Consider the following 22275-nt stretch of genomic DNA (forward strand, 5'->3'; position numbering starts at 1 on the left):
GACCAGTCTTTGTCCTCCCAAGAGGATTGCCGGTGGCCAAAAAAGCCGCATCCTTCGCCGCCCTTGGTGGCCTGGTATTTTCCACCGACGCAGGTCGACATTGCCCGGACTGTAGCCAGCCGGTAGCCGCCTGTATCTGCAAACAAACCGTGATCCCGGCCGGCGACGGCATTGCCCGCGTGCGCCGCGAAAGCAAGGGCCGTGGCGGCAAGACGGTGACCACCATCACCGGCGTGCCCCTGGCCGAAGATGCCCTCAAGGAGCTGGCCACGACGCTGAAGAAGCGCTGTGGCACCGGCGGCGCCCTGAAAGACGGCGTCATCGAAATCCAGGGCGACCATGTCGAGCTACTCTTGGCGGAACTGGTCAAGCACGGTTTCAAGGCGAAGAAGTCCGGCGGCTAGCAGCCTCTGTGAAAACCACCTGTGACTGGACCTTGTCTTGATTCGCTCAGGACACCGGCGTCGTCTCCATGGTTTTCACAGAGCCTGTTCATGAACGGTTTCTAAACTCGGCACGGCGGGCGCGGTCTATTGCGCTTGCAGGCTAATCGTCATTTTCATTCTTTAGACTGCGCCAGCCCTGGAGTGGGGCGGCGCTCTATGACTTCTTTATAGGGGACTTCGATGTCCGTACGACGCACACGTAAAGACGATGGCAGCCAATGGACAGTTGCGGACAGCCGCAGTGTCTACGGGATTCGCCATTGGGGGGCCGGGTATTTCGCGATCAATGACGCCGGTCGCGTCGAAGTTCGTCCGAACGGCCCGAGCAGCTTGCCCATCGATCTGTTCGAGCAGGTCGAGGAGCTGCGCAAGAGCGGCTTGTCCCTGCCGTTGCTGGTGCGCTTCCCGGACATCCTCCAGGACCGCGTGCGCCAGCTGACCGGTGCCTTCGATGCCAACATCGGGCGCCTGGAATACCAGAGCAAGTACACCGCCCTGTACCCGATCAAGGTCAACCAGCAAGAAGCGGTGATCGAGAACATCATCGCCACCCAGAATGTTTCCATCGGCCTGGAAGCCGGCTCCAAGCCGGAGCTGCTGGCGGTACTGGCCCTGGCGCCCAAGGGCGGCACCATTGTCTGCAACGGCTACAAGGACCGCGAATTCATCCGCCTGGCGCTGATGGGCCAGAAGCTGGGCCACAACGTGTTCATCGTCATCGAGAAAGAGTCCGAAGTGGGCCTGGTGATCGAGGAAGCGGCGTCCCTCAAGGTCAAGCCACAGGTGGGCCTGCGGGTGCGCCTGTCGTCCCTGGCTTCGAGCAAGTGGGCCGACACCGGTGGTGAAAAGTCCAAGTTCGGCCTGTCGGCGGCGCAACTGCTGTCGGTGGTGGAGCGTTTCCGCGCCGCCGGCCTGGACCAGGGCATCCGCCTGCTGCACTTCCACATGGGCTCGCAGATCGCCAACCTGGCGGACTACCAGCACGGCTTCAAGGAAGCGATCCGCTACTACGGCGAGCTGCGCAACCTCGGCCTGCCGGTGGACCACATCGACGTCGGCGGCGGCCTGGGTGTGGACTACGACGGCACCCACTCGCGCAACGCCAGTTCGATCAACTACGACATGGACGACTACGCCGGCGTGGTGGTGGGCATGCTCAAGGAATTCTGCGACGCGCAGAGCCTGCCGCACCCGCACATCTTCTCCGAGAGCGGCCGCTCCCTGACCGCCCACCACGCCATGCTGGTGGTGCAGGTCACCGACGTCGAGAAGCACAACGACGACGTGCCGCAGATCGACAACAAGCAGGAGCTGCCGGAAACCGTGCAATGGCTGGTGGACCTGCTGGGCCCGACCGACATTGAAATGGTCACCGAAACCTACTGGCGCGCCACTCACTACATGAGCGACGTGGCGGCCCAGTACGCCGACGGCAAGCTGACCCTGGCCGAGAAAGCCCTGGCCGAGCAGTGCTACTTCGCCGTATGCCGGCGCCTGCACAACTCGCTCAAGGCGCGCCAGCGTTCCCACCGCCAGGTGCTGGACGAACTCAACGACAAGCTGGCCGACAAGTACATCTGCAACTTCTCGGTATTCCAGAGCCTGCCGGACACCTGGGCCATCGGCCAGGTCCTGCCGATCTTGCCGCTGCACCGCCTCGACGAAGAGCCGCTGCGCCGCGCGGTGCTGCAGGACCTGACCTGCGACTCCGACGGCAAGATCAAGCAGTACGTCGACGAGCAGAGCATCGAGACCAGCCTGCCGGTACACGGCCTCAACGAGGGCGAGGACTACCTGCTGGGGATCTTCCTGGTGGGCGCCTACCAGGAAATCCTTGGTGACATGCACAACCTGTTCGGCGACACCGACTCGGTGAACATCTACCAGCGGGCCAATGGCAGCGTGTACCACGCCGGGATCGAGACCCACGACACCATCGAAGACATGCTGCGCTACGTGCACCTGTCGCCGGAGGAGTTGATGACCCACTACCGCGACAAGGTGGCCAGCGCCAAGATCAGCGCGGCCGAGCGTACCCAGTTCCTTGACGCATTGCGCCTGGGCCTGACCCGTTCGTCCTACCTGTCTTCCTGACAGCCCCGGCGAACCCTGGAAACCCACCGCTTGCGGTGGGTTTTTTTTGCCCGCAATTCAGGCTGTACGGCCTGCGGGCACGAGGTTCAGCGAGCCTCGGCGAACCAGCGGTCGCGGCGCTGCAGGTGCCAGGCGAAGGCGCCCAGGGTCAGGCTGCGCAGGAACATGAACAGCAGGAACGTCAGCCACAGGCCGTGGTTGCCCAGGCCTTGCAGCGCCCAGGCAAAAGGCAGCAGCAGGAGCACGGTCAGCAACATGCCGTTGCGCATTTCCCGGGCCCGGGTGGCGCCGATGAACAGGCCGTCCAGCAGGTAGCTCCAGACCGCAATCAACGGCAGTACGGCGAGGTAGGGCAGGTAGGTAAAGGCGGTCTGGCGCACGTCGGGAATATCGGTCTGCATTTCGATGAACAGGTGGCCGCCCAGCAGGAACAGCACGGCGAACCCCAGGCTGGCCAGCAGCGACCAGCCACCGGCTACCACCAGCGAGCGGCGCAGGGCCGGGCGGTCATGGGCGCCGATGGCGTGGCCGCACAGGGCCTCCACTGCGTGGGCCAGGCCATCCAGGGCATGGGCGGTAAGCAGCAGGCCGTTGAGCAGCAGGGCATTGGCCGCCACTGTGGCATCGCCCAGACGGGCGCCTTGCACGGTGATCAGGAAGAACACCGATTGCAGGGCCAGGCTGCGGATGAAGATGTCACGATTGACCGCCAGCAGCGGGCGCCAGCTCTGCCAGCGGCGCAATGCCGCCCAGGCGATTTGCCCCGGATAGGCCCGCAGGGCCGGCCGGGTCATGGCCAGGCCGACCAGCGCGCCGCTCCATTCGGCGATCACCGAAGCCCGGGCCGAGCCCACCACGCCCCAGTCCAGGCCGAGGACGAACCACAGGTTGAGGGCGATGTTCAGCATGTTGGTGCTGAGCAGGATGGCCAGCGGTGCCCGGGCGTTCTGGGTACCGAGAAACCAGCCCACCAGGGCGAAACTGGCCAGGGCCGCGGGCAGGCCCAGCAGGCGGGTGTGGAAAAAACTCCGGGTCATCTGGTCCAGCTCCGCCGAGGGCTGCATCAGGTGCAGCGCCGCGCCGCTCAGGGGCACGCCTATGGCGCCCAGCAGCAGCGCCAGCCCCATGGCCAGTATCAAGCCCTGGAGCAGGATCTGCCGCAGCGCCGCCCCGTCGCCGCGCCCGGCGGCCTGGGCGGCGAAGCCGGTGGCGCCCATGCGCAGGAAGCCCATGGCCCAGGCCAGGAAGGTATAGAGGCTGGCACCGACCGCCACGGCGCCCAGCTGGTGGGCATGGGGCAGGTGGCCGATCACCGTGCTGTCCACCAGCGCTACCAGGGGCACGGAAATGTTCGACAGGATCATCGGCGCGGCCAGGGCCCAGACGCGGCGATGGGTGGGGCGGTGACGCCAATCGGAAATCAGGGGGGGCATGCAGGCTCCTTGCGAGAGCGGGCATTGTACCCGGCGCCCGCGGGCGCCGGGGGTTAGTGCGGGGGGATCAGTGGATGATCCAGCTCAGCAGCCAGAGGCCGAGCACCAGCCAGATGATGCCGAGGATGATCGAGGCTCGCATGAAGGCGCGGATCGCCGAGTACAGGAACATCAGGCCGATGATCAGGGCAATGATGCTGACGATCGAGGTGTCCATGCCCAGAGCGCGGGACAGGCCGTCGACAAAGTTGCCCCCGGCGTGGGTCAGGGTATTGAACAACCCGCTGAGCAGGTCGACGATAAAGCGGATCACCGAGCCGATGGCCTGGCCGAGCCATTCGAAGAAACTTTCTACCTGCATGTGCGCGTCCTGATGAAAGATGGGCCGAGTGCCCGAGCTCAAGCTTGGGCCATGAACACCCGTGGCGAGTTCCCTGTTAAGCATAGAAGCTGCCGGGGGTTGCGCATTCTGGAGGAGCCGGCTGGCCAGCGAAAGCGCTCTTGCGTCCCACGCCCATCCCCCGGAAGCTATACGCCTTCAGGAGACCCCGATGAACCTAGAGCAACTGACCCAACGCCTGCACGCCATTCGTGACCGCAACGATTGGCGGCAATTTCACAGCCCGAAGAACCTGGCCATGGCCGCCAGCGTCGAAATGGCCGAGCTGGTGGAAATCTTCCAGTGGCTGAGCGAGGACCAGTCGCGGCAACTGCCAGCAGACAAGCTGGCCCATGCCGGCCAGGAAGTGGGGGATATCGTCCTCTACCTGCTGTTGCTGTGCAGCGAGCTGGGGTTGGACATGGACCAGGTGGTACGCAGCAAGCTGGCGGACAGCGAACGGCGGTTCTGCTCATGAGCGACCGGCATTTCGACCAGTTGGCGACCCGTTTCGCCGAGAAGATCTATGGCGGCGCCAAAGGCGCGATCCGCCTGGCGGTGCTCCAGGCCGATCTCAAGGAAGCGCTGCCCGAGCGGCCACTGCGGGTGCTGGATATCGGCGCCGGGTTGGGGCACATGTCCTTGTGGCTGGCCGAGCGCGGGCACCAGGTCACCCTGGCCGAGCCTGCCGCGCCGATGCTTGAAGGCGCCCGCCAGCGCTTTGCCGACGCCGGGCAGCAGGCAACCTTCATCCAGGCGCCCTGGCAGGAACTGCTGGGGCAACTGACCGAACCCTACGACCTGGTGCTGTGCCACGCGGTGCTGGAATGGCTGGCCGAACCCCACGCGATCCTGCCGGTGCTGCATCAGTTGACCGCCGCTGATGGCTGGCTGTCCCTGGCCTTCTACAACCGCGACGCACTGGTCTACCGCAACCTGCTCAAGGGCCACTTCCGCAAGATGCGCAAGAACGACATGGCCGGCGAGAAACAGAGCCTGACCCCGCAACAGCCCCTTGATCCTCGCGAGCTGGCGGCGCAACTTGAGGGCCTGTGGCGAGTCGAAAGCCAGAGCGGAGTGCGGGTTTTCCACGATTACATGCCGGTGGAGTTCCAGGCCCGTGCCGAGCTGACGGATCTGCTGGAAATGGAGCTGGCTCACCGTCGACACCCAAGTTTCGCCGGGCTTGGGCGTTATCTGCATTGGCTGTGCCGGCCGGTCTAACGGAGTGTGCAATGAAACACCGCCTGGGTCTGATCCTCCTGTGTTCGGGGCTTGCCGCCTGTCAGGGCAGCAACCCCTATGTCGCCAGCTCCAACCCGCTGCCGCCGGCCCCGCCGCAAGCGGCCAACACCTTTGACCGCAGCGCCTACCCGGCGCCGCAACGGGACTATGGCCGCTACCGCAACTGGGCCTGGCTCAATGGCCGCCTGCCCAGCGGTTCGGCCTGGGCCGACTCGGCGCAGATTGCCGAGGCGGTCAGCAATGCCCTGGATCAGCAGGGTTTGCGCCCTGTGCATGACAACCGGCCGGCGGACCTGTGGGTCAGCGCCGACCTGCACCTGGAAAAGCGCCTGCGCCAGGTCCAGGACGACTACGGGTATGGCGGTTACGGCGGCTATAACCGTTATGGCCCGGGCTACGGCATGTACGGCAGCGTGCCGGTGGTGCGCACCTACGAGGTGGAAGTGGTGGTGGTGCGGGTCAACCTGTATGACGGCGCCAGCGGCCAGCCGGTCTGGAGCGCCAGCGCCGAGACCAGCAGCCGCGGCAGCCTCGGCGAGCGGGCCGATGCCTTGCGTGAGGCGGTGCAAAAGGCAATGGCGGCCTATCCTCCCAGTTAGGATCGCCCCCGGTTTTTGTCTTCAAGCGGAGAAACAGCATGTTCCATCGAATCGCTCTACTGGTGTGTGCCGCCTTGCTCAGTGCCTGCGCCGCCAACCAGGTCAATCATGACTTCGACGCCAGCCGGGACTTTGGTGCCTACCGCAGTTGGAACTGGAAAGAACCCGCCCTGCAATACCGCCCGGATGATCCACGGATCAAGAGCGACTTGACCGAACAGCGCATCCGCCAGGCGGTGGCCGAGCAACTGGACCAGCGCGGCCTGCGTCCGGCCCAGGGCGGTGCCCGGGCCGACCTGAATGTGCAGGCGTACCTGATCGTCGAGGACCGCCAGCAGCAGGTCACCACCAACTATGGCGGCGGTTGGGGCGGCCCGTGGAATGGCTACTGGGGCGGGCCGATGTACAACGAAACCCGCAACATCACCTATAAGGTGGCAACCATCCAGATCGACCTACTGGACGGCAAGGACGGCAAGCTGGTGTGGCGCGGCAGCGACGAGCAGATGCTCAGCAGCTCGCCCAACCCGGCAGATCGCAGCGCCGCGGTTCGCACTACGGTGATGCGCATCCTGCAGAACTACCCGCCCCACTGAAACCTTCGACCGGGCAGGGCGGCACAGGTTGTGCGGCCCTGCCTGATGCCGCCAGTCCGGCGCCCCTGCGCCCCGGCCGGCGTCTGCCACGGCCTTTGACTACACTGCTTTCATCGATGGAGATAGCGCTCGGCTGCGAGCCGGTAAAGGAGTGCCCCGATGTCTCCCCTGAAGCGGTTTTACGGCCCGGCCCGTCAGCGCGGGGCCATTGGCCTGATGGCGGCGGTGACCTTCGGCCTGGCGTTGTTGCTGATGTTGCTGGTAGTGGACAGCGGCCGGCTCTACATGGAACAGCGCAAATTGCAGCGCGTGGCGGACAACGCCGCGCTGGAGGCCGTCAGCCGTGGCGGCACCTGCCAGGCCGGCCTGACGGCCGCTGCCTACGCCGGCCAGAACGCCACCCGCAACGGCTTCACCGTAGCCACCGGCAGTAGCCTGAGCACTTCCTGCGGTTCCCTGACCACCGGGGCCAACGGCCTGCGGACCTTCACTGCCAACCCTGCACAAGCGGTGGCGATACGGGTGATCGCCACCCATACCGTGCCCATCAGCGTGGCATCGGGGGTGGCGGCCCTGTTCACACCGGGGCCGATCAACCTCACCACCCAGCTCAGCGCCACGGCCGTTGCCGCGGCGCCGACGCCCACCGTGGCGCAGTTGAGCATTCGCAGCACCCTGGGCACCGTCAGTACCGCGCAATCGAGCATTCTCAACCCACTGGTGGGCGGGATGCTGGGGGGCAGCCTGAGCCTCAGCGCAGTGGGCTGGAACGGCTTGCTCAACACCAACATCAACCTGCTGAGCTACCTCAACCAACTGGCGATCAATCTGGGTGTGGCCGCTGGCAATTACACCCAGTTGCTCAACACCACCACCAGCGTGACACAACTGATCCAGGCGGCGATCACCGTGGTCCAGGCCAATGGCGCCACCGCCGACATCCTGACCGCCCTGGGCAACCTGCAGGTTGCCGCGATCAATGCCGCGCCCTTGAAGCTGGGAGATATCCTGCAGTTGCAGACCGGCCTGCCCAGCACCGCCCTGGATGCCAACCTGCAACTGTTCCAGTTGTTGCAGGCGGTGATCCAGTTGTCCAACAGCAACAGCGCGGTGGCGGCGACCTTGCCGATCAACGTGCTGGGGCTGGCCAATATCACGGTGCAGGCCAAGGTCATCGAGCCGCCGCAGTTGTCGGCCATCGGCAATCCGGCGCTGGCCAAGGCCGATCCCACGGGCGCCAATCGGATCTATGTGCGCACTGCGCAGGTACGGACCCTGGTGCGGGTCAATCTGTCCCTGCCGCTGGTTTCCGGGTTGAGCACCGCGGTGGGCAACCTGGTGGCGCCGCTGACCCCGGTGTTGAACAGCCTGCTGAGCCTGAACCTGGTGGCGACCCTGGGTTCGGCGTTATGCCTGCTGGGGGCGGGGTGCGAACAGCTATACCCGGCCATCGCCTCCTCATCGGAGATCGACCTGAGCCTGGACGCGGGGGGCGCGATTGCCTATGTCACCGACTACAGCTGCCCGGTGAACAATAGCGGGAGCAAAAGCCTGACCGCCCATGCCATCAGTTCCATCGCCGACTTGAAGGTCGGCCAGATCGACCCGGCCAATGCCTTTTCGTCTGCCGCCGAGCCCGTGGTGAAGCCGTTGCCGCTGGTGGACCTGGGCATACGCACCTGCTACCAGTTCCTGGTCCTGCCGGGGCGCTGCGACCCGGTGGTGCACTACGCGGGCGGCGGCATCGCGGTGATGGTCAACACCAGCGTGGCGCAGAATACCCAGGACCTGGTGTTCTCCAGCTCGGCGTCGCCGTTTCCGATACCGCCCAACGTCAACCAGACCCCGACTTACCAGACGGCGGCCCCGACCACGAACATCGTCAACAGCCTGGCGGGCACCCTGGCCGGCATCAACCTGATCGTCTACAAGCCGGTCAACAACAACCCGCTGGGAGCCATTGTCACGGGGCTGGCTTCGGCCATCAGCGGGGTCAGCAACCTGCTCACGCCGTTGATCACCGGGCTCCTGAGCCCGCTGCTGGACCCTCTGCTGAATAACCTGCTGTCGGGGCTGGGGATCAACCTGATGGACGTGGAAGTGGGGGCCAACCTCACCTGCGGGCAGACCGGCAAGGCCTACCTGGTGATCTGATCCGCCTCGGCGATCGGCAGTTCGATGCAGAAGCGTGCGCCGTCCTGGCTGTTGCTGACGCTCAGGCGGCCCCCCATGTTCTGCACGATGCCATAGCTCACCGACAGCCCGAGCCCGGTGCCGATGCCCACCGGCTTGGTGGTGAAGAACGGCTCGAAGATCCGCTCCAGCAGGCGCGGGTCGATGCCGCCACCATTGTCCTCGACCCACAGGCGTACCCACTGCTCGTCGCGCTGGCCGTACACGGCGATCCAGGGTTTGAAGTCGTGCTGCTTTTCCTGTTTGCCCAGCAGGGCGTCCCGGGCATTGACCAGCAGGTTGATCAATACCTGCTCCAACTGGTCGACAAACCCCAGCACCTGGACCTCGAACCCCAGCTCGCTGATCCGCAACTCCAGACCCTTGCCACGCATGCCTTCGGCCAGCAGCGAGAGGGTGCCTTCGATGGCGTGGGCCGGGTTGAACGGCTGCTGTTCCACTTCCGAGCGTCGGCCGAACACCCGCATGTGGTCCACCACCCGGGCCGCACGCTGGACCTGGGCGTCGATGCGCTTGAGCTTGTCGGTGAGGTAGTCGATCTGCACGTCGCCATTGCCCAGGCGCTTGAGCACGTTGACAATGGCCATGCGCATCACGTTGAGCGGCTGGTTGATCTCGTGGGCAAGCCCGGTGGCCATTTCCCCCAGGGTGGCCATTTTCGCGCTTTGCGTGAGCTGCTGCTGGGCGCGCCGGACTTCGGTGTTGTCGCGGCCCACGGCCTGGATTTCCAGCAGTTGCCCCTGTTCATCGAACACTCCGCGATCCGACCACACCCACCAGGCATGTTCGCGCCCGGGCAATTGCAGGTTGATCTCGGCGGTGCTCACGGGATATTCCGGGCTCAACAGCTTGAGCCGGCGCTCGAAGCCTTCACGCTGTTCGGCGGACAGCCACTGCCCCAGGTTGCTGCCCGGCAGTTCCTTGGGGGCGCATTCCAGGTAGGCCGCCAGCGGCCGGTTGCCAAAGGTCAGGGTCAGGTCCGGGCGATAGCGGCAGATCATCGCCGGCGAATCTTCCACCAGGATCCGATAGCGCTCTTCGCTCTGGCGCACCTGTTCGGCGGCCAGGGTTGCCTCGGTGACGTCCAGCCACAGGCCGACGGCTTCCACCGGCAACCCCAGGTCGTCGCGCAGCAGCTTGGCTTCGTCCAGCACCCAGTGGTATGCCCCGTGGCAATCGCGCAGCCGATAGCGGGTATGCACACTGCCTTCGCGCAGCAACTGGCGGCAGCGCTGGAAATACAGGTCGCGGTCGTCGGGGTGCACCCACTCCGCCAGGGGCTGCGCCGTGCAGTCCGCCAGGCTCCAGCCCAGCATGGGTTGCAGGCTGGCGCTGAAAAAGCTCGGCTGCAAGGCGCCTTCCTGGTAACGCTGGACGTAGATCACCGCCGGTGAACTGGCGATCAGGTTGTCCAGCCGGGCATGGGCGGCGGCGGCCTGCTGCTGTTGGTTCTTGATGTCGCTGATGTCCAGCATGAAACCCACCAGGCGTTGGCTTTCCCCTCGGCCCAGGGCCTGGCCCTGCAAGCGATACCAGCGCTGGGGGGCGCTGGGGTCGGGCTCGTGCAGGCGCACATTGAGCAGCAGCGGCTTGCCCAGTTTCAGTTCCTGCAGGCGGCTGCTGAGTTCACCGCGGTCGGCGGGATGAATCAGTTCCAGCCAGGCTTGCACGTTCAGGCGAGCGCCATCCTCGGGCAGGTGCAGGCTGGCGGCCAGGCGGCTGGCCAGCACTACTTCGGCGGTGTCCGGGCACAGCTCCCACCAGCCGGCGCCCAGCAGCCCTTGGAGGGCCTCCAGGCGTTCCAGATGCAGGTGATGGCGATGCTCCCGCAAGCGACTGAGCAAGGGCCCGGCGAGGGCTGCGGCGAGCATCAGCCAGTCGCGATCCAGCAGGTACGGGGCATGCTGCTGGACCGCGTAGCAGCCGCACAAGAGCCAGGCGGCGACGCCGTGATCATCCCGATACGGCACCAGGAAGCCTTCGCGATGGCCGAAGATGCCTTGCAGTCGCGGGTGTTCGTTGAGGCCCTGGATCTGGTTCAGGTGCTGCGGGGTGTTGCCGCTCAGGCTGTCCAGGCCGGCCCCCAGGGCCTGGCCTTCCTGCCACAGGCGCGGGGCGTCATGGGCGCTGTAGCAGCTGTGGATCACCCAGCCCTGCTCCTGCTCGTCGAGCAGGGCAAGGCCGAGACAGGGAATGTGCCAATAGCGGGCCAGGTCGGTGAGTTGGTCGTGGAGCACGTCCGGCAGGCGGGTCAGGTTGCACAGGCGCAACTGTTCGCTGGCCTGGGCGGCAAACACCCGGCACTGCTCGCGCCCCAGGGCCTGTTGCCGCTGCTGGACCAGGTCGCCGATATCCAGCAGTTGCAGGTGCCATTCCTGCCCACAGCGCTGGACCCAGCCGCGCAGGTGCAGGGGCTGGCCGCCGGCGCCGCGCAGGTCCAGGTCCAGCACCTGGCCGCTCCAGTCGGCAGGGCCGCCCTCAAGGGCCAGGACGCTGCCGGGCAATACGTAGTCCAGCAGGTGCGGTGGCTCCCGGGAGGGGGGCAGCTGGATCAGGCTGTGGCGCAGCGGGCCGTGGCTGCTGAGGATGCGCCCCTGTTGATCGAGCACCAGTTGCAGGCCCACCGCCTGGGGCGGCAGCGGGCTGTGCGGCTGTGCGGCGGGAAGCGCCTGGCGGCCCAGTAGACGTCCGAGCAGCTTGTCGCCAGAGGTCAAAATTGCAGACTCGAGCTAGCGGTCAGGGTGGTGGGCAGGCTGGGTACCGGGCCGATTCCCGGCAGCACCAGCCGCGGCAGCACCTGGTTCAGCTTGCTGGTGGGGTAGTTCACCGAGACCGTCAGCACCCCGGCGCTGTACACCGCACTGTAGTCGGTGGCGGCGAAGTTGAAGGGCGGGGGAATCCACTGGGTCTGGGTCTGCACCACGCTGTTGGCGAGGTTCTGCACGGTGGTGGCGTAGTTCGGGGTATTGGGGTCGACCATCACCGCGCGCCGCACCGCTTCGGCAGTGGCCTGGTGGAACGACTGCATCATCAGCAGCGGCAGGCTGTAGCTGACAAGACCGTAGAACACCGCGAAAAAGATCACGAACACCGCGGCGAATTCGATCGCCACAGCGCCTTTCTGCTTTCTAGGGAGGCCCGGTTTCATGAGTGCGTCTACCCTGACAACCACTATGTCCATTGAGCATAGGACCATTCCGGCAAAAGGGACCGTTCTGGCTGATGCATTTCTGGGTTTTGTGGGTCTGGTTGGCAATCTGTGCGCTGCAGGATTTGCGTCAGCGGCATATTGCCAATGGCTTGACTCTTGGCGCCGCGCTCTTGGCGACGGTCTACCTGCTGTGGAGCGGCACGACCTGGCTGGGGGCCGGCGCGAGCCAGGGCGGTTGGGCGTTGTTGCTGGCGTTGCTGTTCACCTTGCCCGGCTACGCCAGCGGACGGATGGGCGCCGGCGACGTCAAGTTGATGGCGGCCCTGGGGCTGGCCTCCGGCCCCCTGTATCTGCTGGGGACGTTCATCGCCGCCGGTCTGTGCAGCCTGCTCTGGCTGCTTGTGCTCAGGCTCTGGCCCCAGCAGAAACAAGCACTTGATACCCCCGTGGCAGGGCGCGTTGGGAGGGGGTCAAAAAAATACCCTTTTGCCCCCTTTGTCCTGGCTGGAATGGTCTTAACTGTGAGCGTGATCCACTAGTCGCCGGACCCATTAATGCTATGTACATAGTCGGAAAGTAGGTCTAGGTTTTAAGTCGTGGCTGCCCGGATCATGCGTGGCAGCACAGGAGTGGCCAATCGGCGATTGGCCCGCACGGAGTAGCACGTGAACAAGCTCACCTCACAGATGAAGGTGCTCGTGGTCGACGATCAGCCCCTGATTGTCGAAGAGCTTTGCGAGTTCCTCGAAAGCAGCGGTTACCGTTGTGTCCCTTGCCAATCCAGCCGCCAGGCGCTGGAGTGCTTCAACAGGGACCCGGAAATTTCCCTGGTGCTCTGCGATCTGCACATGCCCGATATGGACGGCATTCAGCTGGTCCAGGAACTGCAACGGATGGCCGGCAAGCAGCGGGTGTTCGAAGCCATCATGCTCACCGGGCAGTCCGACAAGCAGGACGTGATCAAGGCCCTGCGCGCCGGCATCGCCGACTACTACCAGAAGCCCATCGACCTGGACGAGCTCCTCGAAGGCCTGCAGCGTCAGGAGGTCGCCTTGCAGGAACGGCAGAAGAACCTGCACCTGGGGCACCTCAACCAGAAGCTGCAGTTTCTTTCCGAATCCATCGATGACCTGTACCAGGACCTGGACAAGGTCCGGCGCAGCCCGGCTACCAGCCGCAGCGAAGAGGCCCGGGGCGAAGGCGCCGGCGAAGGGGATGCCATCGAGATCCCGGCCATCTTCAACCAGCTGTCGCCACGGCAGCTGGATGTGGCCCGACTGGTGGGCAAGGGCCAGACCAACTACCAGATTGCCTGCGAGCTGGGGATCACCGAAAACACCGTCAAGCTGTATGTCTCCCAGGTACTGCGCCTGACCCACATGCATAACCGCACACAGCTGGCCCTGGCCCTGTCGCCGAGCAATTCCGGGCTGCGCCAGCGGGTGACTGCCCACTGAGCCTGCGGCGGCGAGCCGTTCGCCGCCGGTTGCGGGCTTTCTCCTACTTGGTTTCCACCTTGCCGCCGGCGTCCGGGTCGTACAGGTCCGGGATCTCGTATTTGTATTTCTTCAGCCAGCGCTGCAGCGCCAGCTCGCGTTCGGTGGGCGTGGCCGTCTGAGGCTGGGGCGAGGACGCCAGGTTGCGGTTCTGCAACAGTAGCCAGGCTTCGGTTTCCTGTTGCTGGGGTGAAGCAGGGCCGGCCTCGATGGCCTGGGCGGCCAGGGGCAGCGCCAGCAGGGCAGTGCAATAGAACATCGGCAGTTTCATCATCAGCGCTCCTTGGCGGGTGCGGCGTCTGGCTGCAAGGTGGTAGCGCCACTGGCGACCTGGGTCACCTTGGCGCGTGGGGCGGTCGGGGCCTTGAGCTCTTCGGCGCGGGCCTGGGCCTGGGCGAACTGCTGCGGGTTCAGGCTCGCCTGGCTGACCACTTGCGCGGCCTGCTGCCAGTTGTCCTGGTAGAGCAACAGGGTCACCAGGTTGATGGCCGCCAGGGGCTCGGACTGCTTGAGTTCGATGGCGGTGAGGAACTCGAAGCGCGCATCCTCGATGCGCAACTGGTTGAGGTAGACCACCCCCAGGTCATTGCGGATTCTTTCATTGGTCGGCGCCAGGCGCGCGGCCCGTTGCAGGTGCGCCTGGGCCTGGCCGTTGTCGCCCCTGGCCGCCGCCAACTGCCCCAGGCCGTGCTCGCCTTCGGCGGCCAGGCACGAGCCCAGCAGGCTGCGGTACAAGGGTTCGGCCTCACTGCGGCCCAGCAACCGATAGACTCGCGCCTTGCGTACGCGCACCTCGGCGAGGTTGTCCGGCAGGTTCTGCAGGTTGGCCAGGCTGGCGTGCAGCTTGCCATCGGTGGCCATTTCGTCGGCGAGGTTCACTGCCAGTTCCTGCTCGGAGCTGAGCTTGGCGCAACTGCTGGAGTTGGTCAGGGCCGCCCAGGGCGTCTGGCCGTTGCTGGCGCATCCTCCGAGCAGCAACAGGCTGGCAACGGCAATCATGGCTTTCATCAGGTTCCCTCTTAGGAAGCGAAGGCCCGGGCGATGGCGGTGAAGCCTGGCCCGGCCAGCACGATCAACAGGGCGGGGAAGAGAAACAGCATCATCACCACCGACATTTTTGCGGACATTTTCGAGATGTATTCCTGCAGGCGGGTCAGGCGCCGGTCGTCCAGCAGTTGTTTGAGCGCCTGCAGCGATTTCATTGCCCCGCCGCCCTGCAGGATCAGTTGCTGGAGAATCACGCAGGTGTCGGTGAACTCGTCCACCGCCAGCAGGGTGGCGGTCTGGTTGAGTTCATGGCCCAGCTCCAGCCCCGAGTCGACACGGGCCAGGATCAGGCGCAGTTCCTGGGTCAGTTCCGGCAGCAGCTTTTGCGCTTCGCTGCTCAGTACGCGTAACGCCTGTTCCACTGCCATGCCCGACTCGAACAGGATGCGCAGCAGGGGAATGAAGGTCGAGATCTCCAGGGCGATGTGCTTCTGCCGGCGCTTGGCGGCGTAGGCCAGCGCGCGCTTGGGTAGCAGGTAGCCGGCACCGAGTGCCAGCATGGGTACCAGCCACTTGCTCTGGGCCTGGGCAAAGGCCACTTCCTGGATGAAGATCACCAGGCACACGGCCAGCACCGGCGTGGCGATCTGGCTGGCGGCGAACAGTGAGCGCTCTCTGGCGCGGCGCCAGCCCAGACGGTTGAGCAGGGTCTGGGTTTCACTGTCCATGCTCACCGCGCGCTGCCCGAAGCGGCTGTCGCCCAGCAGTCGCAGCCAGTTGCCCAGGCGGCTGTCGCGAGTCATGTTGCCCTGCAAGCGCTGGGCGATCTGGCGCTCGCGCCGGCGCTGTTCCAGCACACCGTTGCCAAGCAGCAGCAACGCCCCGAGAAACATCAGTGCAGCGGCCAGAACCAGCATTTCAGATGCTCCTCAACATGCGCCAAAGGGCCAGGCAGCCGAAGATCTGCAGGCACACCGCGGTGATCAGCATTTTCTGCCCCGCGGAGTCGTGCCACATGCCCAGCATGTAGCCCGGGTTGGTCAGCATGAAGTAGCCCACCAGCAACAGCGGCAGGGTCCCCAGGACCCAGGCGGTCATGCGGGTTTCCCCGGTCATCGCGCTCAGTTGCCGCGCCCCTTGCTCGCGCTCGCGGATCAGCTTGATCAGGTTTTCCAGCAACTCGCTGGCGTTGCCGCCGTAGCGATGATTGACCTTCAGGCCCAGGGCGAACATGCGCAGTTCGTCCTGCTCGTAGAACTCGGCAAAATCGCTGACCGCGTCCGGCAGGTTGACCCCCAGTTGCACGTTGCGCTGGATGCGGCCCATGGCGTTCTTCAGCGGGTCGTTGCTGGCCTCGATGGCACCCAGCACGGCGTCCGCCAGGGTGCGCCCGGACTTCAGGCTGCGCACGCTGTGATCGAGCAAGGCCGGCAGTTGTTCGATCATGCGCTTGAGCCGGCGCTGATACAGCCAGGCGATATACAGCCGCAGCAGCAGGGGTGGCAGGAGGATGCCGCCCAACAGGCCGAGCCAGCTCGCCAGCACATAGCCCAGCAGCACCAGCACCACCCACACCGCCAGCCACAGGCCCAGGCGCTCGCTGGGCTGGCCGAGGCCGGCCCGGGCGAACGCGCGCTCCAGGCCACCCCAGGAGGTGCGTTGCGGCGTCAGGTCGGGCTGCCCTTCGGCCAGGCGGTTGAGCACTCGTTCCCGCTCGGTCTTGTGCACGCCGTGGTAGAACAGCCAGCCGGAAAGCCCCAGCAGAAGCAGGCAGATCAAGGTAAACAGCAGACCGATCATGGGCCACCTCGCCGGTTCAATTGACGCCCAGCCCGCTTTCGCGGCGCAGTTTGTCACCCGCAGGGTTCATCGCCTCGCGCAGGAAGCCGAAGCCGGTACGACGATCCAGGCGGAACAGGGTATTGGTGACGTAGATGTCGTCACGTATGCCCACCACTTCCACGACTTCGCTAACGCAACGCCGGCCATCGGGCATCCGGGTCAACTGGATCACCACATCCAGGGCGGCGCAGATCATCTGCCGCAGGGTGCGCTCGGCGATCTGGCGGCCGGTCAGGCCCACCAGGGTTTCCAGGCGCAGCAGGGCATCCTGGGCGTTGTTGGCGTGCACGGTGCTCATGGAGCCGTCGTGGCCGGTGTTCATTGCGGTCAGCACGTCCAGTACTTCCACACCACGGATCTCGCCGAGGATGATCCGGTCCGGACGCATCCGCAGGGCGTTGCGGATCAGGTCGCTAGCCTTCACCTCGCCGTGCCCCTCGGCATTGGGCGGGCGGGTTTCCAGGCGGACCACGTGGGGGTGGCCCAGCTGCAGTTCGGCCACGTCCTCGATGGTGACCAGCCGTTCATGGGGGTTGATCAACTGGCTGAGGATGTTCAGCAGGGTGGTCTTGCCGGTGCCGGTGCCGCCGCTGATCAGGATGTTGCAGCGCTTGCCCACCGCTTCCTGGATGAATTCGAAGATCGCCAGGTCGATGGTCTGCATGGCAATCAGGTCGCTGCTCTTGAGCATGTCCTTGCGAAACTTTCGAATCGACAGGCAGGGCCCGTCCAGGGCGATGGGCGGGATGATCGCGTTGACCCGGCTGCCGTCCGGCAGGCGCGCATCGACCATCGGCGAGGACTCGTCGAGGCGTCGGCCCAGGGGCGCGAGAATCCGCTGCATCACCCGCTCCACATGGTGGGCGTCGATGAAGCGCAGGTCGCTCTGGTGCAGCACGCCTTCACGTTCGACGAACACCCGATGCGGGCCGTTCACCAGGATCTCGGTCACCGCCGGATCGCGCAACAGCACTTCCAGGGGGCCGAAGCCGGTCAGCTCGTCGACGATCTCTTCGGCCAGCCGCTCCATTTCATAGCGCGAGATCGCCAGGTGCATGCGCGCGATGTACTCCGCCACCTTGTCGGTGACGAATTGCGAGAGGTTCTGCCGGGAGCTTTCCAGCAGGTTTTTCCCCGACTCTTCGATGGCATCGATGATGTAGCGATGCAGCACCAGCTTCAGGCCTTCGTGGTCGCTGTTGCCGGCGCCTGCGCGGGGTGGGGCGCCAAAGAGTTTTTCGCCGCTCATCTGCCCCCCATGATGCGATTGAGCCAGCCGGCCTTGGGCTTGGGCAGGCCCTGGGAGCGTTTCGCCAGCCGCTCGCCCAGGGTACGCAGGCTTTGGGTCAGGGCCTCGCGCGGGGCCAGTTCGAACAGGGTAACGCCCTGGTTCTTGGCGTTCAGGCGCACCTCGGGGCTGTAGGCCAGCACCGCGATCACCTCCAGGCCGAAGGTCTTGCCCAGGGTTTCGGAATCCGGTGCCACGGTGCGCAGGTAGCGGTCGACCAGCAAGCGCGCATGCTCGAGTTTCATGCCTTTTTCACGCCAGTGATTGAGTACGGCCAGGTTGCGCCGGCAGTCGAGCACGTTCTGGTCGGTGCACCACAGCAGCTTGTCGCAATGGCTGACGAAGGTACGCAGGGCCTCGCTGTCCGGCTGGCCGACAAGGTTCACCACAATGTGCTGGAAGTGCTGGCGCAAGGCACTGAGGAGCATGTACAGCTCCGCCGCGCTGGTGTGCTCCAGAGGCGCGTCGTGGCTGGCGTAGGCGAGGATCCGCAGGCCCGCCTCGGCGCTGGTGAAGGCGCTGTCGATCAGCGTGGCATCCAGGCGCCGCAGGTGGCGCAGGGCGTCGCCGAAGTGGAACGAGCTTTCCAGGCCCAGCAGCGCCAGGCTGTCGCCCCGGGGCAGGCCCAGGTCCAGCAGCAGGGTCTGCTGGCCGCTCTTTTGCACCACCAGCGCCAGGTGGCTGGCCAGGAGGGCGCCGTCGCCATCGCCCTGGGCGCCATAGAGCACGGTCAGGCCGCCCAGTTGCGTGTTGGGTGTCACTGCCGGCAGGCGTTTGCTCAGACGCCGGACCAGCCCGGCGACTTCACTGGAGCGCGAGCCGTAGGCGACGAAGTCGCGGGCGCCGGCGCGCATGGCATTGAGCACCAGCTGGTTGTCCATGCCATCACCGAGGGCGACGATCGCCAGCATCGGCTTGGCCTCCAGGGCGCCTTCGATCAGGGCCGCCTGGGCCACCACGTGTTCGCGATCGAGGCCGACGAACACCAGGTTGGCGAAGGTCACATCCACCAGTGCCAGCAGTTCGTCGAGACTGCCATCGGCACCCACGACCTGGCCCAGGGGCGCCAGGGCGCCTTGCAGCCACTCCAGGTCGGTGCTGTTGCGGGTGATGGCGAGAAACGTCTGGCTCAGGTCCTGGTTCATTGCGACAACCCGCTGCGCTTGTCGAAGTTGCCGTTCTCGAGGAAGAACATGCGGTAGAAGTTCGGGTCGTAGTTGCGCAGCCGTTCGCCGGGCAGGGCCGGCAGCTTGGCGTCCGCGGCCAGGGGCTGGACCAGGTGCGGAGTCACTACCATCAGCAGTTCACGCTCTTCGCGATTGATCGTGGTGTCGCGAAAGAAGGCACCGAGCACCGGAATGTCCCCCAGCCCTGGAAACTTGTTCACTTGAGAGCTGTTGTTGGTGCTGATCAGGCCGCTGATGACGAAGCTTTCGCCGTCGGCCAGGGAAATGCTGGTATCGGTGCGGCGTACGGTCAGCGCCGGGACTTGGGTCCCGGCAATGGTCACGGCGTTGCTGTAGTCCAGTTCGCTGACCTCCGGGGCAACCTTAAGGGAGATACGCCCGCGATCGACGATAGTGGGCGTGAGGGTCAGGCGGATACCGAACTCCTTGTATTCGATGGTCACGCTGTTGCTGCCAGTGCTGGGCACCGGGATGGGGATTTCGCCCCCGGCCAGGAAGCTTGCGCTCTGGCCGCTGAGGGCCACCAGGGAAGGCCTTGCCAGGGTATAGGCGAAGCCGCTGCCTTCCAGGGCGTTGATCAGGGTCAGCACCCGGCCGTTGCCGAAGCCGATGTTGAAGGTGCCGTTGTCCAGCGGGATGTTGGTCCGGCGGCCGCCGAAGGTCGGGGTCACGCTGCCGGAGGTGCCACCGGTGACGGGGGCGGTGCCGGGCGCGCCGAACAGGAAGTTGTGCCCGCGGCCGAAGATCGAAACGCTGGCCTCCTTGAGCTTGGTGCGGCTGACTTCGACAAAACGGATGTCGGTCTGCACCTGGCTGGGCAGCAGTGGATCGTCACTGGCCGGCAGGCGGCCGGTGCTCATGTCGGCGGTGGCCCGGCCCTGGACAAACACCATGCTCTGGCGTGGGGTACTGGCACAGGCGGTCCAGACCATCAGGCTGGTGGCGCCGGGCGCCATGCCGGTGAGCAGGAAGGCTTTGTTGCCGGTGGTCTGGACGTCCGCGATCTTCGGGTCGCCCACCGCCAGGCGGGTGATGGCCACAGCAGATTGCAGCTCCTGCTGCAAGCCTTCGCCGATCTCCAGCGCTGCGGGCAACGGTGCCAGGCTCGAACAGCCTGCCACCGCCGCAGCCAGGGCCTGGGTGCAGAGCAGCGGGCCCAGGCTCAGGGTCAGCAGTGCGGAGAACAGTGGCATGGAACGACTGCGCATGTAGTGCATCCTTGCTCAATCAGGGAGTTTGTTGAGTGACTTGGTTGCCCCGGATCACTTCCACCGCCGACCGTGCGGCGCCACCTTGGGCGGCCGGTGCGCGCGGGGCGCTGCCCAGGGCAAGTTGGGTGAACTGGAACAGGTTGCTGTTGGCGGCATCGAGGTGCTCGCGGGCTTCTTCGTTGCCGGCCCAGTAATGGGCCAGGCGCTGTTCCTCGCTGCTGCGCACGGCCAGGCGCAGCACTCCGACCTGGGTGGCGAGCATCAGCCGGCTCAAGAGCTGTTCGGGGACGGCCAGGACCACCGTGCGCGCATTCAGCCGGCGCTGGTCCTGCTTGAGCTTTTCTTCGTTGCTCAACCCGGGGGAGGCGGGCTGCCCGTCATTGGCCAGGCCCAGCTGTTCGCCCACAGCCAGCACGCGCATGGCGGGTACGGCGATCTGTGCCGACTGCTGCGGGTTGCTGGTGTCCTGGCGCAGGAACAGCACGACATCGACATAGTCCCCCGGGCTCAGTTGCCCGGCGGCGCCGATCACCTCGTCGACCGCGACCGCCAGGGCTCGTTCGTCACTGTGAATCATCCGCGCCAGGGCACCGCCGGTACTGAAGCTCTGCTCATTGAGCCAGGTGCCGGCATTCAACTGCCGCCAGGGTGTACGGCCCACCGCCTGGCTGATGGCGCTGAGGCTGCCGGCCGGCGCGGTACGCAGTTTTTCCAGCGCCAGATCGTCGGCGGCGAGGGGCACGAAGGGCGGCACATCGCGCACCAGCACGACCACCGGTTGGCGGGTCTGGTCTTCTGCGCTGGTGGTGGCTGGTTCGACGACACTGGGCGCCACGGGTTGAACCGGTGGTGCTGGTTCGGGTTTACGACTGAGAACCAGGCCCCAGTAACCGAAAAACACCGCACCTACCAGAAGAAGTCCGGCCAGACCCATGGTGAGGCGACTGTTCATGAAGGCTCTCCCTTTCCTGCTGCACTACCAGCCCGTGATTCCAAACGAGTTAATTTCGCAATCAGGCAGCTATGAACATGCAACTATTTCGCTATGTGAAGGTAGTAGAGCTAGGACGAAATGCCATTAACTCACCCAAAAATAGCTAACAAAGGGATGAGTCTGTCCACATGGGCAGGTTTTTTGGCGCCTACCTTCCAATTAATACTTACTGACTAATCAGTTCTTACAGTTGCTGGGCCGGTCTTTGTTGACAATGCTCAGGTGGCACCGGGGAATTTGCCCGGTGCTGTTCCAACGGCGCCTTGCGGCGCAAGGAGAGCTAGGATGATTTTCCAATACTTGTTGCTCAGGGCGCGCCAGTTTTTTGACCGCACCGAAGGCGCATCCGCCATCGAGTACGCCATTGTCGTGGCCATGGTGGCCGTTGTGGTCGTGGCGTTCGTCACCCCCCTGGGCGATCGTGTTCTGGCCATTTTCAACAACATCCTGACTAACCTCGGAGGCACCACCGTCACCCGTCCTACCCCTTGAGCATGGAGGGGCCCAGCTGAGCAGCCGCTGGGCTGTGATCGCCCGACCTTCCAGCCCTCCGGGTCTCGTGCAGGCCTGCGGTTTGCCTAACCAAAGGCCTGCTGATGGTTGGGTTGCGCCCGGCCGGCTGTGCATTGGCTGCGTTCACCCACTTGCATGAAGTTCACACCAGGGTACCGTCCATGACTTCCCCATCCTCACGTCAGCAACTTCTTCTGGTCGATGACGAAGAGGATGCATTGCTGGAGCTTGCCGAACTGCTCGAAGGCGAGGGTTTCTGCTGCTTCACTGCCACCTCGGTGAAACTTGCCCTGGACCACCTCACCCGGCATCCGGATATCGCCCTGGTAATCACTGACCTGCGCATGCCCGAGGAAAGCGGCCTGTCGCTGATCAAGCGCCTGCGCGAGCACACCGCGCGCCAGCACCTGCCGGTGATCGTCATGTCGGGGCATGCCGACATGGATGACGTCAGCGACCTGCTGCGGCTGCAGGTCCTGGACCTGTTTCGCAAGCCGATCTACCACGTGCGCCTGCTGGAAACCCTCAACAATCTGTTTCCCGAACCCCGGCTGCATGTCGTTGGCCCCTGACCCCAGGGTTGGCCGGTGCTGTCCTGGCGGCAAAAAAAGACCCGCTCGA

Annotated in this window: 23 protein-coding genes; 11 read left to right on the forward strand and 12 right to left on the reverse strand. The window is 65.1% G+C overall.

Annotation, left to right across the window (positions count from 1 at the left end):
- Positions 1-32 precede the first annotated feature (32 nt).
- A complete protein-coding gene (locus tag AC1RGE_RS28030; RefSeq protein ID WP_015634001.1) occupies positions 33-404 on the forward strand; it encodes a translation initiation factor Sui1 in 372 nt (123 codons plus the stop codon).
- 222 nt (positions 405-626) lie between these two features.
- The gene (gene speA / locus AC1RGE_RS28035; protein WP_011059048.1) at positions 627-2540 is read left to right on the forward strand and encodes an arginine decarboxylase; all 1914 of its coding nucleotides are present in this window, start codon (positions 627-629) and stop codon (positions 2538-2540) included.
- Positions 2541-2626: 86 nt separating this feature from the next.
- On the opposite strand, the gene AC1RGE_RS28040 is transcribed toward speA, so the two are convergent.
- Positions 2627-3973 carry an MATE family efflux transporter gene (locus AC1RGE_RS28040; protein WP_041115728.1) on the reverse strand — a complete coding sequence of 449 codons (1347 nt, stop codon included), beginning with the start codon at positions 3971-3973 and terminating at the stop codon, positions 2627-2629.
- 67 nt (positions 3974-4040) lie between these two features.
- A complete protein-coding gene (locus AC1RGE_RS28045; RefSeq protein ID WP_011059050.1) occupies positions 4041-4334 on the reverse strand; it encodes a hypothetical protein in 294 nt (97 codons plus the stop codon).
- A gap of 190 nt (positions 4335-4524) precedes the next feature.
- Between AC1RGE_RS28045 and AC1RGE_RS28050 the strand changes: the two genes are divergently transcribed.
- From AC1RGE_RS28050 to AC1RGE_RS28070, 5 genes are all read left to right on the forward strand, one after another.
- Positions 4525-4830 (forward strand): MazG-like family protein, encoded by a 306-nt coding sequence (locus tag AC1RGE_RS28050; protein ID WP_011059051.1) that lies wholly within the window; start codon positions 4525-4527, stop codon positions 4828-4830.
- On the forward strand, positions 4827-5576 hold the full coding sequence (locus AC1RGE_RS28055) for a methyltransferase (RefSeq protein ID WP_011059052.1): 750 nt from the start codon (positions 4827-4829) through the stop codon (positions 5574-5576). Before AC1RGE_RS28050 ends, AC1RGE_RS28055 begins: the two co-directional genes overlap by 4 nt.
- An 11-nt stretch (positions 5577-5587) precedes the next feature.
- Complete coding sequence (locus AC1RGE_RS28060) at positions 5588-6196, forward strand: DUF4136 domain-containing protein (protein ID WP_019095460.1); 609 nt, start codon at positions 5588-5590, stop codon at positions 6194-6196.
- A gap of 38 nt (positions 6197-6234) precedes the next feature.
- The gene (locus AC1RGE_RS28065) at positions 6235-6792 is read left to right on the forward strand and encodes a DUF4136 domain-containing protein (RefSeq protein WP_011059054.1); all 558 of its coding nucleotides are present in this window, start codon (positions 6235-6237) and stop codon (positions 6790-6792) included.
- A gap of 159 nt (positions 6793-6951) precedes the next feature.
- Positions 6952-8946: a pilus assembly protein TadG-related protein gene (locus AC1RGE_RS28070; RefSeq protein WP_103290410.1), complete on the forward strand. Its 1995-nt coding sequence runs from the start codon at positions 6952-6954 to the stop codon at positions 8944-8946.
- Here AC1RGE_RS28070 and AC1RGE_RS28075 read toward each other — a convergent pair.
- Entirely contained in the window at positions 8931-11699 is a 2769-nt protein-coding gene (locus tag AC1RGE_RS28075) for an ATP-binding protein (RefSeq protein ID WP_492585400.1), read from the reverse strand. The two genes, AC1RGE_RS28070 and AC1RGE_RS28075, sit on opposite strands and share 16 nt — an antisense overlap.
- The gene (locus tag AC1RGE_RS28080) at positions 11696-12133 is read right to left on the reverse strand and encodes a TadE/TadG family type IV pilus assembly protein (RefSeq protein ID WP_011059057.1); all 438 of its coding nucleotides are present in this window, start codon (positions 12131-12133) and stop codon (positions 11696-11698) included. Before AC1RGE_RS28080 ends, AC1RGE_RS28075 begins: the two co-directional genes overlap by 4 nt.
- Positions 12134-12207: 74 nt before the next feature.
- On the opposite strand from AC1RGE_RS28080, the gene AC1RGE_RS28085 reads away from it, so the two are divergent.
- A complete protein-coding gene (locus AC1RGE_RS28085; RefSeq protein ID WP_053156241.1) occupies positions 12208-12675 on the forward strand; it encodes an A24 family peptidase in 468 nt (155 codons plus the stop codon).
- 126 nt (positions 12676-12801) lie between these two features.
- On the forward strand, positions 12802-13593 hold the full coding sequence (locus tag AC1RGE_RS28090; RefSeq protein ID WP_065364925.1) for a response regulator transcription factor: 792 nt from the start codon (positions 12802-12804) through the stop codon (positions 13591-13593).
- Between the two features lie 43 nt (positions 13594-13636).
- Here the strand turns inward: AC1RGE_RS28090 and AC1RGE_RS28095 are convergent, their stop codons facing one another.
- The 8 genes from AC1RGE_RS28095 to cpaB are packed head-to-tail and all read right to left on the reverse strand — an operon-like array spanning position 13637 to position 21099.
- Complete coding sequence (locus AC1RGE_RS28095) at positions 13637-13906, reverse strand: DUF3613 domain-containing protein (protein WP_015634009.1); 270 nt, start codon at positions 13904-13906, stop codon at positions 13637-13639.
- Positions 13906-14640, reverse strand: a complete 735-nt coding sequence (locus AC1RGE_RS28100; RefSeq protein ID WP_053148881.1) for a tetratricopeptide repeat protein — start codon at positions 14638-14640, stop codon at positions 13906-13908. The genes AC1RGE_RS28095 and AC1RGE_RS28100 overlap by 1 nt, the downstream gene beginning before the upstream one ends.
- An 11-nt stretch (positions 14641-14651) precedes the next feature.
- Positions 14652-15536, reverse strand: coding sequence for a type II secretion system F family protein (locus AC1RGE_RS28105; RefSeq protein WP_011059062.1), 885 nt, complete (start codon positions 15534-15536; stop codon positions 14652-14654).
- Between the two features lies 1 nt (position 15537).
- Positions 15538-16419 (reverse strand): type II secretion system F family protein, encoded by an 882-nt coding sequence (locus AC1RGE_RS28110; protein WP_492585402.1) that lies wholly within the window; start codon positions 16417-16419, stop codon positions 15538-15540.
- 16 nt (positions 16420-16435) lie between these two features.
- The gene (locus AC1RGE_RS28115) at positions 16436-17710 is read right to left on the reverse strand and encodes a TadA family conjugal transfer-associated ATPase (protein ID WP_011059064.1); all 1275 of its coding nucleotides are present in this window, start codon (positions 17708-17710) and stop codon (positions 16436-16438) included.
- Entirely contained in the window at positions 17707-18894 is a 1188-nt protein-coding gene (locus AC1RGE_RS28120) for a CpaE/TadZ family protein (protein WP_011059065.1), read from the reverse strand. The genes AC1RGE_RS28115 and AC1RGE_RS28120 overlap by 4 nt, the downstream gene beginning before the upstream one ends.
- Positions 18891-20144, reverse strand: coding sequence for a type II and III secretion system protein family protein (locus tag AC1RGE_RS28125; protein ID WP_011059066.1), 1254 nt, complete (start codon positions 20142-20144; stop codon positions 18891-18893). The genes AC1RGE_RS28120 and AC1RGE_RS28125 overlap by 4 nt, the downstream gene beginning before the upstream one ends.
- Positions 20145-20163: 19 nt before the next feature.
- Entirely contained in the window at positions 20164-21099 is a 936-nt protein-coding gene (gene cpaB, locus AC1RGE_RS28130) for a Flp pilus assembly protein CpaB (RefSeq protein WP_401021013.1), read from the reverse strand.
- A gap of 327 nt (positions 21100-21426) precedes the next feature.
- Between cpaB and AC1RGE_RS28135 the strand changes: the two genes are divergently transcribed.
- Both AC1RGE_RS28135 and AC1RGE_RS28140 read left to right on the forward strand, forming a co-directional pair.
- Positions 21427-21633 carry a Flp family type IVb pilin gene (locus AC1RGE_RS28135; RefSeq protein ID WP_011059068.1) on the forward strand — a complete coding sequence of 69 codons (207 nt, stop codon included), beginning with the start codon at positions 21427-21429 and terminating at the stop codon, positions 21631-21633.
- A 182-nt stretch (positions 21634-21815) separates the two neighbouring features.
- Complete coding sequence (locus AC1RGE_RS28140) at positions 21816-22226, forward strand: response regulator (RefSeq protein ID WP_015634016.1); 411 nt, start codon at positions 21816-21818, stop codon at positions 22224-22226.
- Positions 22227-22275: the final 49 nt, after the last annotated feature.

The organism is Pseudomonas sp. GW823-FHT02C05 (genome assembly GCF_058797595.1).